This window comes from Pseudarthrobacter siccitolerans, assembly GCF_030823375.1.
Taxonomy (GTDB): Bacteria; Actinomycetota; Actinomycetes; order Actinomycetales; family Micrococcaceae; genus Arthrobacter; species Arthrobacter siccitolerans_A.
This window is the reverse complement of the sequence record NZ_JAUSXB010000001.1, coordinates 1,439,574-1,452,606: the sequence shown is the minus strand read 5'-3', so window position 1 is coordinate 1,452,606 and position 13,033 is coordinate 1,439,574. Positions and strand designations below refer to the sequence as shown.

9 protein-coding genes, 2 tRNA genes and 2 pseudogenes are annotated in these 13,033 nt (G+C 66.3%); 9 read left to right on the top strand and 4 right to left on the bottom strand.

Translation table 11 applies throughout. The features are described from left to right. From QFZ36_RS06860 to QFZ36_RS06850, 3 genes are all read left to right on the top strand, one after another. Positions 1-510: a winged helix-turn-helix transcriptional regulator gene (locus tag QFZ36_RS06860; RefSeq protein ID WP_306634961.1), complete on the top strand. Its 510-nt coding sequence runs from the start codon at positions 1-3 to the stop codon at positions 508-510. A 122-nt stretch (positions 511-632) separates the two neighbouring features. Beyond that, positions 633-1,943 (top strand): MFS transporter, encoded by a 1,311-nt coding sequence (locus tag QFZ36_RS06855; protein ID WP_306639127.1) that lies wholly within the window; start codon positions 633-635, stop codon positions 1,941-1,943. Positions 1,944-1,978: 35 nt separating this feature from the next. Beyond that, complete coding sequence (locus tag QFZ36_RS06850; protein WP_306634958.1) at positions 1,979-2,749, top strand: SDR family oxidoreductase; 771 nt, start codon at positions 1,979-1,981, stop codon at positions 2,747-2,749. A gap of 77 nt (positions 2,750-2,826) precedes the next feature. On the opposite strand, the gene QFZ36_RS06845 is transcribed toward QFZ36_RS06850, so the two are convergent. The 4 genes and pseudogenes from QFZ36_RS06845 to QFZ36_RS06830 all read right to left on the bottom strand — a co-directional run bounded on the left by QFZ36_RS06845 (position 2,827) and on the right by QFZ36_RS06830 (position 7,410). Continuing rightward, positions 2,827-4,002, bottom strand: coding sequence for an acyl-CoA dehydrogenase family protein (locus tag QFZ36_RS06845; RefSeq protein ID WP_306634954.1), 1,176 nt, complete (start codon positions 4,000-4,002; stop codon positions 2,827-2,829). Further along, entirely contained in the window at positions 3,999-5,504 is a 1,506-nt protein-coding gene (locus QFZ36_RS06840; protein ID WP_306634951.1) for an APC family permease, read from the bottom strand. The genes QFZ36_RS06845 and QFZ36_RS06840 overlap by 4 nt, the downstream gene beginning before the upstream one ends. A gap of 31 nt (positions 5,505-5,535) precedes the next feature. After that, positions 5,536-6,745: pseudogene (locus QFZ36_RS06835) on the bottom strand (glutathionylspermidine synthase family protein). Positions 6,746-6,747: 2 nt separating this feature from the next. Next, a complete protein-coding gene (locus QFZ36_RS06830; RefSeq protein WP_306634949.1) occupies positions 6,748-7,410 on the bottom strand; it encodes a Tat pathway signal protein in 663 nt (220 codons plus the stop codon). A 198-nt stretch (positions 7,411-7,608) separates the two neighbouring features. On the opposite strand from QFZ36_RS06830, the gene QFZ36_RS06825 reads away from it, so the two are divergent. The 6 genes and pseudogenes from QFZ36_RS06825 (at position 7,609) to QFZ36_RS06800 (ending at position 12,964) form a co-directional block, all read left to right on the top strand. Continuing rightward, complete coding sequence (locus QFZ36_RS06825; protein WP_306634948.1) at positions 7,609-8,265, top strand: MOSC domain-containing protein; 657 nt, start codon at positions 7,609-7,611, stop codon at positions 8,263-8,265. Positions 8,266-8,670: 405 nt separating this feature from the next. Next, the gene (locus tag QFZ36_RS06820) at positions 8,671-10,818 is read left to right on the top strand and encodes a DEAD/DEAH box helicase (RefSeq protein ID WP_306634947.1); all 2,148 of its coding nucleotides are present in this window, start codon (positions 8,671-8,673) and stop codon (positions 10,816-10,818) included. A gap of 393 nt (positions 10,819-11,211) precedes the next feature. After that, positions 11,212-11,283 (top strand) — tRNA-Thr (locus QFZ36_RS06815). A gap of 61 nt (positions 11,284-11,344) precedes the next feature. After that, positions 11,345-11,418 (top strand) — tRNA-Met (locus QFZ36_RS06810). 118 nt (positions 11,419-11,536) lie between these two features. Then, positions 11,537-12,352: pseudogene (yidC, locus tag QFZ36_RS06805) on the top strand (membrane protein insertase YidC); the annotation flags it as partial. A 54-nt stretch (positions 12,353-12,406) separates the two neighbouring features. Further along, on the top strand, positions 12,407-12,964 hold the full coding sequence (locus tag QFZ36_RS06800; RefSeq protein ID WP_306634943.1) for a dihydrofolate reductase family protein: 558 nt from the start codon (positions 12,407-12,409) through the stop codon (positions 12,962-12,964). The last annotated feature ends 69 nt before the right edge of the window (positions 12,965-13,033 follow it).

The following is a 13,033-nucleotide window of genomic DNA, read 5'->3' as shown; positions in this document are numbered from 1 at the left end:
ATGGCACTTCGATCTGACTGGTCCCGGCGCAACTGCAGCTTGGCGCGCGGCCTGGACATCCTGGGTGACCCCTGGACCATCCTGGTGCTCCGGGAGGTGTTCTTTGGGAACGGGCGCTTCGACGCCATGAAGTCCCGGCTGGAGGTGGCGGACTCCGTGCTCACCAAGCGCCTCGCAGGTCTCGTTGAGTCGGGGCTGTTGACCAAAAGGGCGTACGACGATGGCGGCCGCCCCAGGAGTGAGTACGTCCTGACGGAAAAAGGCCAAGACGTCCTCCCGGTGCTGAACGCGGTAACCATCTGGTCGGAGAAACACCTGCCGGCCCCGTCCGAACAGGCGCATATGTATGTGATCCACCGCGGCTGCGGGCAGCGCACCAGCTCCGCCGATACGTGCACCGCCTGCGGTGAACGGCTGACCGCGGCCAACACGAGCTGGCACAGCCAGACCAGGACAGCCTCCCCGGTGGCACTCGCCACCGCTACATCCCCGAAGGGAACAGCCGCGTGAGCGCCGACAACACCGTAACCGGAACCGCCACAGGCGCCGCCCCGGAAGCCAGCCCGGGCCTTGCTGACGGAACTGCCAGCGCAGCCGCCGCCGTCGTCCCCTCGCCGGAACGGCGCCGGCGCCTGCACCCTGCGTGGATCGTGGCCGCCGTCGCCTTCCTCGCGCTGGTGGGAGCCGCGGGTTTCCGCGCCGCGCCCGGTGTCCTGATGGTGCCGCTGCAACAGGAGTTCGGCTGGTCCACCACCGTGTTGTCTGCCGCCGTCAGCATCAACCTCGTGCTGTTCGGGTTGACGGCCCCCTTCGCCGCCGCCCTGATGGAGCGGTTTGGCATCCGCAAGGTCACGGCCACTGCGCTGGTGCTGATCGGTGCCGGCAGCGCCCTCACTGTGCTGGTGAACCAGTCATGGCAGATCCTGCTGACGTGGGGCCTGTTGATCGGGCTGGGGACCGGGTCCATGGCGCTGGTGTTCGCCGCCACCATCACCAATACCTGGTTCGTCAAGAGCCGCGGCCTGGTGATCGGCATCCTGACGGCCGGAAGCGCAGCCGGCCAGCTGGTCTTCCTCCCCTTCATTGCCATGCTGGCCCAGAACCCGGGCTGGCGGCAGGCTTCACTGCTCATTGCGGCGGGCGCCCTGGCTGTGGTCCCGCTCGTGCTGAAGTTCCTCAAGAACTCTCCGGCCGACGCCGGGGTGCTGCCTTATGGGGAAACGTTGCCGGCGGAAGCCTCGTCGCAGGCGCCCGTCGCGCAAGTTCCGGTCCCGCAGGTCCCTCCCGTGGAGCCCGGCCGCCGGAGCAACGCCGCGGTGCGTGCCCTGCAGGTCCTTCGGCGGGCCAGCCGGGTACGGACCTTCTGGGCCCTGGTGGCCGGGTTCGCAATCTGCGGCGCCACCACCAACGGACTGATCGGCACCCACTTCATCCCCTCCGCCCACGACCACGGCATGACCGAAACCACCGCAGCGGGCCTGCTTGCCGTCGTCGGGATCTTCGACATCGTGGGGACCATCGCATCCGGCTGGCTGACGGACCGCTTCAATCCCCGCATCCTGCTGGCCGTCTATTACCAGTTCCGGGGCATCGGCCTCCTGGTGCTGCCCCTGCTCCTGAGCGCCGAAGTGCAGCCGAGCATGATCGTTTTTGTGGTGATTTACGGCCTGGACTGGGTGGCTACCGTCCCGCCGACGGCCGCGATCTGCCGGGAGCATTTCGGTGCGGACGGCAGCGTGGTGTTCGGCTGGGTGTTCGCGGCCCACCAGCTCGGGGCTGCCGCTGCCGCCCTGGCCGCCGGCGCCATCCGGGATTCGACCGGCCAGTACACGTATGCCTGGTTCGGGGCGGCGGCGATGTGCACCATCGCGGCGGTCATCAGTGCCACCATCCGCAAGCATGCCGGCTCGCGGATACCTGCTCCCGCCGGCGCCTCCACCTAGCCTGCGGGCAGCAGGGGCGCCATTAGGCTGGGGCCATGGAAACCCCACCGGAAGCCCCAGCCCGCAGCGTCGCCCTCATCACCGGCGCCGGCCGGCTTGCCTCCATCGGCGCCGGGATCGCCCGGCAGCTGGCGGCTGAAGGCTGGGACCTGGTCCTGGCGTACTGGCAGGACTACGACGCCCGGATGCCCTGGGGGAGCGAACCGGACGACGTCGTGCGCCTGACCGCCGAGCTGGAGGCGATCGGGGCCCGCGTGCATACACTGCCCGCGGACCTGGAGGACCCGTCTGCTGCCGAGCGGCTGCTGGCGGAAGCCGCCCGGGTGGCCGGGCCGCTGCAGGGTCTGGTGCTCAGCCATGCGGAGTCCGTTGATTCGGGAGTTTTAGACACCAGCCTGGAATCCTTTGAGCGGCATTTCGCCGTCAATACGCGGGCCAGCTGGCAGCTGATTGCCGCGTTCGCCCGGCAGGCAACGGACGACGGCGGAGCGATCGTTGCGTTGACCAGTGACCACACAGCATTCAACCTTCCCTACGGCGCCTCCAAGGGGGCGCTGGACAGAATCGTCATCGCGGCCGCGCGGGAGCTGGGTCCGATGGGAATCTCGGCCAATGTCCTGAATCCCGGGCCGGTGGACACCGGGTGGATGGATGACGCGGTTCGCTCGGCCCTGACGGCCCGGCAGCCCACCGGCCGCCTCGGGACTCCGGCCGACGTCGCAGGGACGGTGGCGTTCCTGCTCTCGCCCGCGGGCCGCTGGGTCTCCGGCCAGCTGATCAAGGCCGACGGCGGCTTCTCGGCCTGACCCCAACTAGGTAGCGCTAAGTGTCGTTATGGGGCGCCAGAACGACACTTAGCGCTACCTAGTTGGGATTGCGGGGGTCAGCGGAACGCGTTGATGCCCGTGATGTGCTGGCCGAGGACCAGGGTATGGACCTCGTCCGTGCCCTCGTAAGTACGAACGGACTCCAGGTTGGCGGCGTGCCGCAGCGGCGAGTAGTCCAGGGTGATCCCGTTGCCACCCAGAATGGACCGGGCTTCACGGGCGATGCGAATGGCTTCCCGCACGTTGTTCAGCTTGCCCAGCGAGATCTGCTCCGGCCGCAGAGCGCCGGCGTCCTTGAGCCGGCCCAGGTGGAGCGCCAGCAGCGTGCCCTTCTGGATCTCCAGCAGCATGTTCACCAGCTTTTCCTGGGTCAGCTGGTAACCGGCCAGCGGCTTGCCGAACTGGAGCCGCTCCTGCGAGTACGCCAGGGCTGCCTCGTAGGAATCGCGGGCAGCACCCATGGCGCCCCAGGCAATGCCGTACCGCGCTTCGTTCAGGCAGGTGAACGGGCCGCGCAGCCCGCGCGCCGCGGGGAGCAGGGCCTCCGGTCCCAGCCGGACCTCGTCGAACACCACATCACACTGGATGGACGCGCGCATGGACAGTTTCTGCTGGATGGGTGTGGCCGTCACGCCAGGGGTGCCGGCCGGGACCAGGAAGCCGTGCACGCCGTCGTCGGTCATGGCCCACACCACCATCACCCCGGCCACCGATGCCAGCCCGATCCACCGCTTCGCCCCGTTCAGTACCCAGCCGGCGTCGTCGCCCGTGCCGTCGCGACGGGCGAAGGTGGTCATGGAGGACGGATCGGAACCGGCCGCCGGCTCGGTCAGGGCGAAGCATCCAATGACCTCCCCGGCAGCCATCCGGGGGAGCCACTCCTGCTTCTGCTCCTCGGTGCCCCACGTGTGGATGGCGGTCATGGCCAGCGAACCCTGCACCGCGACGAACGTACGGATGCCGGAGTCTCCGGCCTCCAGTTCCATCGCCGCGAGACCGTATTCGACGGCGGATCTGCCTGGGCAGCCGTAGCCCTTCAGGTGCATTCCCAGCACCCCGAGCTCACCCAATTCCGGGGCGAGCTCCAGGGGAAAGACGGCATCGTCATACCAGCGGGCGATGTCCGGCCTGATGCGCTGGTCCGTGAAGTCCCGGACCCTCTGCCGGAGGGCCAGTTCCTCAGAGGTGAGCAGGGAATCAAGGGCGAGTATGTCGGAAGGGTCCGGTGTCATGCCTTCCCCACAAAGTAGCCGCGGGTGGAGGGCAGGAACCGGCAGGCAACGGCCAGCACAACGCCCAGCGCCAGGAGCAGGACGCCGCTGATGAAGGCACCGCCGACGCCGAAGATCTGGGTATCGCCGTACGCCGGGTCCCACATCTGCACGGCGGAGATGAAGAAAGCGGCGGTCAGCAGCAGCGCGCCCACGAGCGGCAGGATGCCCCGGAACCACAGGTTCCGCGCCGACTGGCGCAGCGTGTCCCGGAAGAACCAGAAGCAGGCGAAACCGGTGAGGGCGTAGTAGAAGGCAATGAACAGGCTGATGGCGCTGATCGAGTCCGAGAGCAGGTTTTCGCTGAGGAAGCTCATGGCCACGTAGTAGGCAATCGCCGCCCCGCCCATCACCTGGGTGGAGAAGCCGGGGGTCTGGTTCTTCGGGTGCACCTCGCCGAACTTTGCGGGCAGGGCGCCGTGGACTCCCATGGACAGGGTGCCGCGGGCGGTGGGCAGGATGGTGGTCTGGGTGGAGGAGAGGACCGACGCCAAAACCGCGACGACGATCAGCCAGCCCCACGGTCCCAGCACCACGTCCTTCATGGCCAGGAAGACATCGTCCTGGTTCGCCTCGTTGCCCAGCCCGATCCCTTCGGTGCCCAAGCTGGCGTACATCATCACCAGGAGCGCAACAGAGACATAGATGGCCACCAGGACGAACGCGGAGATCACCGCACCGCGGCCCGGAGTAGTGGAGGGGTTCTCCGTCTCTTCGTTGACCGCCAGGCACGTATCCCAGCCCCAGTAGATAAAGAGCGCCAGCAGCGCACCGTGCACCACGGCGCCGGGATCCGCGAAGGCGCCGGCTGGGTTGAACCACTCAAAATCGAAGGGCTGGATGGTTGTGTCGCCGCCGGCGGAGCCCTGGATGATCCCGACCACGATGGCCAGTGCAAAAATGCCCAGCGATACGTACTGCACGTAGGTGAGGACCCGCTGCACGTGCTCGCCCAGGCGGATGCCGCGGTAGTTGACCAGCGTCATAACCGCGATGAACACCACGCCCGTGGCGGTCACCAGCACCTTGTTTTCGGCCAGCGAACCGTCACCTACCAGCAGCCACAGGTACTGGCCGGCCACCTGGGCGAGGTTGGCCAGGACGATGATGCCGGCGAGCGCAACACCCCAGCCGCCCAGCCAGCCCGCCCACGGTCCGAAGGCCCGCCGGGACCAGGTGAACGTGGTGCCGCAGTCCGGGATGGCGCTGTTCAGTTCCCGGAAGGCGTAGGCGATAAACAGGACGGGGATGAAGCCCAGCAGCAGGATCAGGGGAGTGTAGTCCCCGTTCACCGCCACGATCAGGCCCAGGGTGGCGGCCAGTGAATAGACGGGCGCGGTTGAGGCCAGGCCCAGCATGACGGAGTCGCCGAGGTCCAGGATTCCGGCACGGAGCCCCTTGGCCGGGACGCCGGCGCCGGGCGCTCCGCCCGGGCCTCCCGCCGTCGTGGTTTCTGCGCTCATACGGTCACCGGGCCCGGTAGTGTCAGGGGGCTCATAGTGCGATACCTGCCTTGCTGGAGTTGGCGGCCGAGAGCGGGGCCGGAGCGTCAATGGTGTTTGGGCACGAACCTGCAGAAGTAGTCGGTGACCGGGCCGTCCGATTCGCGGATGCCGCAGCCCACGGATTCGCCGTCCACCACCCACAGGCCAAGGACGGGATGGTTTCCGTCGAAGTCCGGCAGGGGATGGTACTGCTGGTAGCACCAGCCCTCGCGGCCGTACCCGCCGGGCTGTTCGAGGTTGATGCCCGGGGCGTGGATTCGAATGTTGTCGCCTTCGCGGCCGTGCAGCGGTTTGGCCACCCATTCCTTCAGCGGCCCCGGTTCGTTGAGGTACGCCGGGAGCAGGTTGGGATGCTGCGGGTACAGGTGCCATAACGCGGCGAGGAGTGCCTTGTTGGAGAGCAGCATCTTCCAGGCCGGCTCCACCCAGCGGGGGTTGTGGGCGCGTTCGAGCAGGCGGTGGCCGAACGGTTCCTTCATCATCAGTTCCCAGGGGTACAGCTTGAAGATGGTGCTGATCATGAAGTTGTCCAGGTCCACGAAGCGGTTCAGGTTGGGGTCCCAGCCGATATCGGACATGTTGATGCCGATGGTGGTCCACCCGGCCTGGCCGGCTACGTCCCGCATGTAGCCGGCAGTCATCCAGTCCTCGCCGGACTCCTCGACTTCCGAGTGCGCCACGTGGAGTGTGCTCATGCCGGTGCGGAACTGGAATTTCTTCCACTGGCGGATCAATGCCTCGTGGATGCCGTTCCACTGGTCCTTCTCGGGGAAGACGTCCTGCAGCCAGAACCACTGGGCGACGGCCGCCTCAATCAGCCCGGTGGGGGTGTCCGCGTTGTACTCGAGCATCTTGGCCGGGCCGCCCTGCCCGTCGTAGATGAAGTCGAACCGGCCGTACACGTCTACATCCCCGGCCTGCAAGGATTGCGCAGCCAGTTCCAGGGCCTGCGGGCCGATGCCGATGTGGCCCATGGCCCCGGTGGCGAGGAAACGAGCCGCCTCCAGGCACATTTTGTGCATGTCCTCGGCCGTTACCTCGAGGGTCTCCACCTCGTCCATCGTGAATTCGTAGTATGCGGACTCGTTCCAGTATTCGATCCTGCGTCCGTCGTCCATGGTGGTGGTGGAGAACACCAGGCCCTGTTCTTCGATCTTCTGCTTCCACCCGGGCCTGGGCTCGCTCAACAACCGCTTCACGCCTAACCCCCCGAAACTTTGCCGCCGCCGCCGCTGGTCCCGCTCTTGGCCGTGGTGCCAAAGCCGCCCCGGCTGACAGTGCCGCCCTGGGGGCTGTATCCGGTGGAGGCCTTCGCGCCGCTGGGGACCGTTCTTGTGTAGTTGGGCGCGGTGGAGCGGTTCTGTCCCAAGGGCGGGACGTAGGCGCCGCGGGAGAAGAAGTACCAGGCGTAGATTCCGCCGGACCTCCCTGCCGAGCTGTTGCAGCTGGCGTCCTCCACGCGCTCGCCGGTTTCGTCGTTGAAACACACTTGCGCGTATTCGGGGTCATCCTGGTTGCTGGCCACGACGGCGGTGATGGTGCCGGCCAGCAGGGCCGTGACGCCCAGCCCCACCACTACGGTCCGCCGCTGGGAGCGCTTTTTACGTGCCGCTGCCTCGTTGAGTTGCTTCTCGCGGTCCCGGGCGAACTGGTCCACGGGGGTGACGGGCTGGTTCAGGAGGTCGGGGCGCAGTTCAGGCTTGGGGACCTGCCAGGGGGGTGGCTTGGGGGAGTTGCCTTCGCCAGGGGCACTGCCTGCCTGGTCCGGCGTCTTACCCGCAGCGCCTCCGTCATTGGCCGAGCCGCCCTGGGATTTTCCGGCGCCGCCTTGTGGCTCGTGCTCTGGATCCTTGTTCGGGTCCATGGCGTCCCCCTCAGTAGTCCACATGAATCGGGCACAGCGCTGCACCCCCAATTGCAATCCTCGAATCAGCGTAATCCCTGCGGTTGTCTGTGGGCCCAACTGGGTAGCAGTTAATGTCGTTTTGACGCCCCAAAACGACATTAACTGCTACCCAGTTGGGTTGCGCCGGGCAAAGGGGCCGGACCCTACACTGGTGCAATGGAAACCGCCTCAGTACTTGCCGTCTGCAGTGTGCACCAGCTTCTCCCGGACGCCTCCAACGTGGGAGTCACAGCCATCGACAAGCGTCCCGTGAAAGGTCCGGTGAAGGTGCACAAGCTGGGCCTCCAGGGCGACATCCAGGCCAACCGCGTCCACCACGGCGGACCGGACCAGGCAATCTACGCCTATTCCCAGACCGACGCCGACTACTGGGCCGGTGAACTCCAGCGCGAGCTCCCGCCCGGAATCTTCGGCGAAAACCTGCGCGTGGCCGGGATCGAACCCACTAACTCCGTCATCGGGGAGCGCTGGAAGATCGGCTTGGACGTGGAGGTTGAGGTCACCTCGCCGCGGACGCCCTGCGCCACCTTCCAGCGCCGGATGGGGGAGCCGCAGTTCGTGAAGCGGTTTACGGGCGAAGGCCGCGTGGGCGCCTATCTCCGGGTGCTGCGCGTCGGCACCATCCGCGCTGGCGACCACATCCACAAGCTGCATGTCCCGAAGCATGGCGTCACTGTCGGCGGATGGTTCAGCGCACCGGACCTTGAGTCCATGGAAGCGTTGAAAGACGCTGACGCCGGTGGTGAGATCCGGCTGCAGCAGCCGGAGTTCAGGAAGAAGTTCGAGGCGCTGGAGCGGCAGCTGGCCCGGTAGCGGCACCGCCGGGCAGGCCCGAAGGTGAGGCATGTGCGCAAGCTCACCGCCCGTCGTCGTACTTCGATTACCGCTGGGGCTGGTCTGTGCCCTACACTTGAAACATCCCCCACTCCGGAAATCCCTTATTCCTGCCCAATTTTTGAGGCAGGACTGGCAAGTGTTGGGGCCCGCAACTGTGATGCGGGCATTTTCATAGGGAGAGCCGGCTAAAGAAAACGCTGTACAGACTGCTGGGATAGCAGCCAAGAGATGCAGCGCGAAGTCCTGCCACGGGATTGCGAAAGCGCCGGACTTCTGTGACCGGCCGGTCAACGTTTGCCCGGCACCCACGGCACACGTACTGCGGCTCCGCTCACCTCGGGTAGTGCCGCCTGGCCCCCTATGGATGAGGAATATTTCCCTATGCCCGAAAATCAAAACGAAACCACCGACGCCCAGAACACCGGCGTCGAGACTGCAGCCGTCGAATTCACCGAGGCCGTTGTACCCGCAGCAGAGCCCGCTGCCCCCGCAGCAGAGCCCGCTGCCCCCGCAGCAGAGTCCGAAGCTCCCGCAGCAGAGGCACCCGCAGCCGAGACTTCCGCACCCGCAGCCAAGGCTGAGGAATCCGAAGAAGACGGCGTTCGCTTCGCCGATCTCGGCATCGACGGCCGCGTCCTTGCCGCCCTGCAGGATGTCGGCTACGAAAAGCCGTCACCCATCCAGGCAGCCACCATCCCGCTGCTGCTCGAAGGCCGCGACGTGGTTGGCCTCGCCCAGACCGGCACCGGTAAGACTGCAGCATTCGCAGTACCGGCGCTGTCCCGCCTGGCCGAACTCCACGACCTCAATGGCCCGTCCCGCAAGACCCAGGCCCTGGTGCTGGCTCCCACCCGTGAGCTGGCGCTCCAGGTTGCCGAGGCCTTCACCTCCTACGCCAAGCACATCGATGACTTCACCGTGCTGCCCGTCTACGGCGGTTCCGCCTACGGCCCGCAGCTCGCCGGCCTCCGCCGCGGCGCCCAGGTCGTTGTGGGTACCCCCGGCCGCGTGATCGACCACATCTCCAAGGGTTCCCTGGACCTGTCCGAACTCCAGTACCTGGTGCTGGACGAGGCCGACGAGATGCTGCGCATGGGCTTCGCCGAAGACGTGGAGCAGATCTTCCAGCAGACGCCGTCGGACCGCCAGGTTGCACTGTTCTCGGCCACCATGCCGAGCCAGATCCGCCGCATGTCCAAGCAGTACCTGAACAACCCGGCCGAGATCTCCGTCAAGTCCAAGACCACCACGGGCGCCAACACCCGCCAGCGGTACCTGCAGGTCATGGGCCCGCACAAGCTGGACGCGATGACCCGCATCCTCGAGGTTGAAGAGTTCGACGGCGTGATCGCCTTCGTGCGCACCAAGATGGCTACCGAGGACCTGGCTGACAAGCTGAAGTCCCGCGGCTTCCAAGCCGCGGCGATCAACGGTGACATTCCGCAGCAGCAGCGTGAGCGCACCGTGGACGCGCTGAAGGAAGGCCGCATCGATATCCTCGTGGCCACCGACGTCGCCGCCCGTGGCCTGGATGTGGAACGGATCAGCCACGTGATCAACTACGACATCCCGCACGACACGGAGTCCTACGTCCACCGCATCGGCCGCACCGGCCGTGCAGGCCGTTCCGGTGACGCCATCCTGTTCATGACGCCGCGGGAGAAGTACCTGCTGCGTTCCATCGAGAAGGCAACCCGCCAGCCGGTGGAGCAGATGCACCTGCCGACGGCCGAGACCGTGAACACGCTGCGCCTGGGCAAGTTCGCCGAGAAGATCACAGAGACCCTCGCTTCCGAGGACGTTTCAGCGTTCCGCGACCTCATCGCTTCCTACGAGGAAGAGCACAACGTGCCGGCCGCGGAGATCGCTGCTGCGCTTGCCGTGATGGCGCAGGGCGGTCAGCCGCTCCTGGTCAAGGAACTGCCGGCAGCTCCCGAGTTCCAGAAGCGCGAGCGGTCCAAGGACGGCTTCGGCTCACGTGGACCGACCCGCACCCTCACTGAGGGCAATGCCACCTACCGGATCGCCGTGGGACGCCGCCAGCGCGTTATGCCCGGTTCCATCGTGGGTGCCATTGCCAACGAGGGCGGCATCTCCTCGGCCCAGATCGGCGGAATCGACATCCGCTCGGACCACTCTCTCGTGGAGCTCCCGGCGGACCTGAGCGCCGAGCAGCTGCGTGCCCTGTCCCGCACCCGGATCGGCGGCGAGCTGATCCATCTTGAGCTGGACAACGGCCGCAAGCCCTCCGGCGAGCGTGGCGCCTACCAGGGCAACCGCGGCGGTGACCGTGGCGGCAACTTCAAGGGCAACGGCGGATTCAAGAAGGAATTCCGTAAGAGCGACGGCGAGCGTTCCTCCGCGGACCGCGGCGGCCGTTCGTACAGCGAGCGTTCCTTCAGTGCTGACAGCGGTTCCAGCCGCGGCCAGGCCAGCGACTCCCGCTTCGGCGGCCACGGCGACGGCTCCCGCAAGCCCCGCGGCAACGAGGGCGGCCAGCGCGACTTCAACCGCAAGGGCAAGTGGTAACCGTCAGCTAGTCTGACACGTTCCCCCGGTGGGCCGGCTTTCGAGCCGGCCCACCGGTGTTTAAGCGACCGGCGTTTAAGCGACCGGTTCAAGCGACCGACGGCGGCCTGCCGCAGCTCCTGCCCGAATCCGCCCGCGCCGGCCGGGCATGAGGCCCCTACCTGCAGAGCAGCCTCGAGCAGGAGTGTGGGGATGGACACATCCGCCACTGACCGCACGGGAATGTCCTGTTCCGGAGGCTCTCCAGCTGCCGCCGAATGGTGTTGTTTCCCTTGAATTTCCGGGGAATCCAGGGGTGAAAAAGCCTTCCGGCGCAACTGTGTCGCGGCCTCCAGGCCGGTGCGGATGCCGATTTGTTGGTGGTGAAATCTTCCGGTAGAGTATTTACTCGTTGCCCCCCTAGCTCAGTGGTAGAGCGCGTTCTTGGTAAGAACGAGGTCACCGGATCGATTCCGGTGGGGGGCTCTGGATGAGGGCCTGTGTCAAGGCGGTTTTGACCGGCTTGACGCAGGTTTTTCTCATTCGTGGCGGTGTAGCTCAGTTGGTTAGAGCGCACGACTCATAATCGTGAGGTCGGGAGATCGAGCCTCCCCACCGCTACAGGCTAAGCCCCCGGAATCCCCCAAGATTCCGGGGGCTTTCCTGTTTGACCATGGCCCGCAGCGTGACAAGCTCCCCGTTTCGCCGTAGCTTTGCGGCATCTGAGGGACGGAAACGTATGGGCTTTCTTGACGAAATCATGGTTCCATTCAGGTGGCTTGTGTCCGCGATTATGGTTGGCGTCCATGACGGACTGAGTGCCCTAGGCATGCCGCCGGCAAGTGGCTGGACGTGGGCGCTGTCCATCATCGGGCTCGTACTGGTCATCCGCGCGGCGCTGATTCCCGTGTTCCTCCAGCAGGTGAACGCCCAGCGCAGGATGCGGCTCCTGCAGCCGGACCTCATGAAGCTGCAGGAAAAGTACCAGGGCAAGAGCGACGCCGTCTCCCGCCAGGCGATGGCGCAGGAGCAGATGGCCTTGTACAAGAAGCATGGGACCAACCCCTTCTCAGCATGCCTGCCGCTGCTGATCCAGGTGCCGTTCTTCCTTGCGCTGTTCCAGGTCCTGTCCGGTATCAGCACCCTGGCCAGCCAGGGGGAGGGGGCGGGTGCCATGAGCCGTGACCAGGTGGCGCAGTTCGACCAGTCCGCCATCTTCGGTGCCCCGCTCACCGCGTCAGTGCTGCACGGCGGCGGTGACCAGACCGCCGTCGTGGTGTTGACGGTCCTGATGATCCTGGCCATGATCGCGGCGCAGTTCCTCACCCAGAGGCTGGTCCTCGCGCGGAGCGCGTCCTGGGGCGCCCCGGAAACACCTTTTATGCGGCAGCAAAAGATCCTGCTCTACAGCTTGCCGCTTGTGTTCGGCCTGGGCGGCATCCTTTTCCCCATCGGGGTCCTGGTCTACTGGACTGTCACAAACATCTGGACGATGGCCCAGCAATTCTTCGTCCGGGACCGGGCGCCCGCCGGCGGTGATGGCCGGCCGGCCGCGGCTTAGTCAGCGGCAGCCCTTACGCAAACCCACCGGCACCGGCAGAATGGGCGCATGGGCCAGCTCATCTACTCCGGCATCACCTCTTTGGACGGTTACCTGGCGGACAGCCAGGGCAACTTCGACTGGAGCGCGCCGGATGAGGAAGTCCATGCTTTCGTGAACGACCTGGAGCGCGACGCCGGCACGTACCTTTTCGGGCGGCGCATGTACGAAGTCATGTCGGTCTGGGAGACATGGGACACGGCCGGTGAGCCATCCGTTATCCAGGACTACGCCCGGATCTGGCGCGGGGCAGACAAAGTTGTCTACTCCTCCACCCTCGCCACCGCGTCCACGGACCGCACCAGGATCGAGAGGACATTCAACCCCAAGACCGTCCGGGCGATGAAGGACGGCACTGACAAAAACATCGGCATTGGCGGCGCAACCCTTGCCGCCGCCGCGCTCCGTGCCGGGCTTGTGGACGAATGCCAGATCTTCCTTAACCCGGTGGCGGTAGGCGGTGGCCTGCGGTTCCTGCCCGATGGGCTGAACTTGCGGCTCGATCTCCTTGAGGAGCGCCGGTTCAGCAACGGTGTGGTGTACCTCCGCTACCGCTGCCCGGCCTGATCCCGTCCCTGACCCCACCGGTGCCCGGGCCTGCCTCGCCACCCCGGTGTGGCATCTGCACGGCGGTGG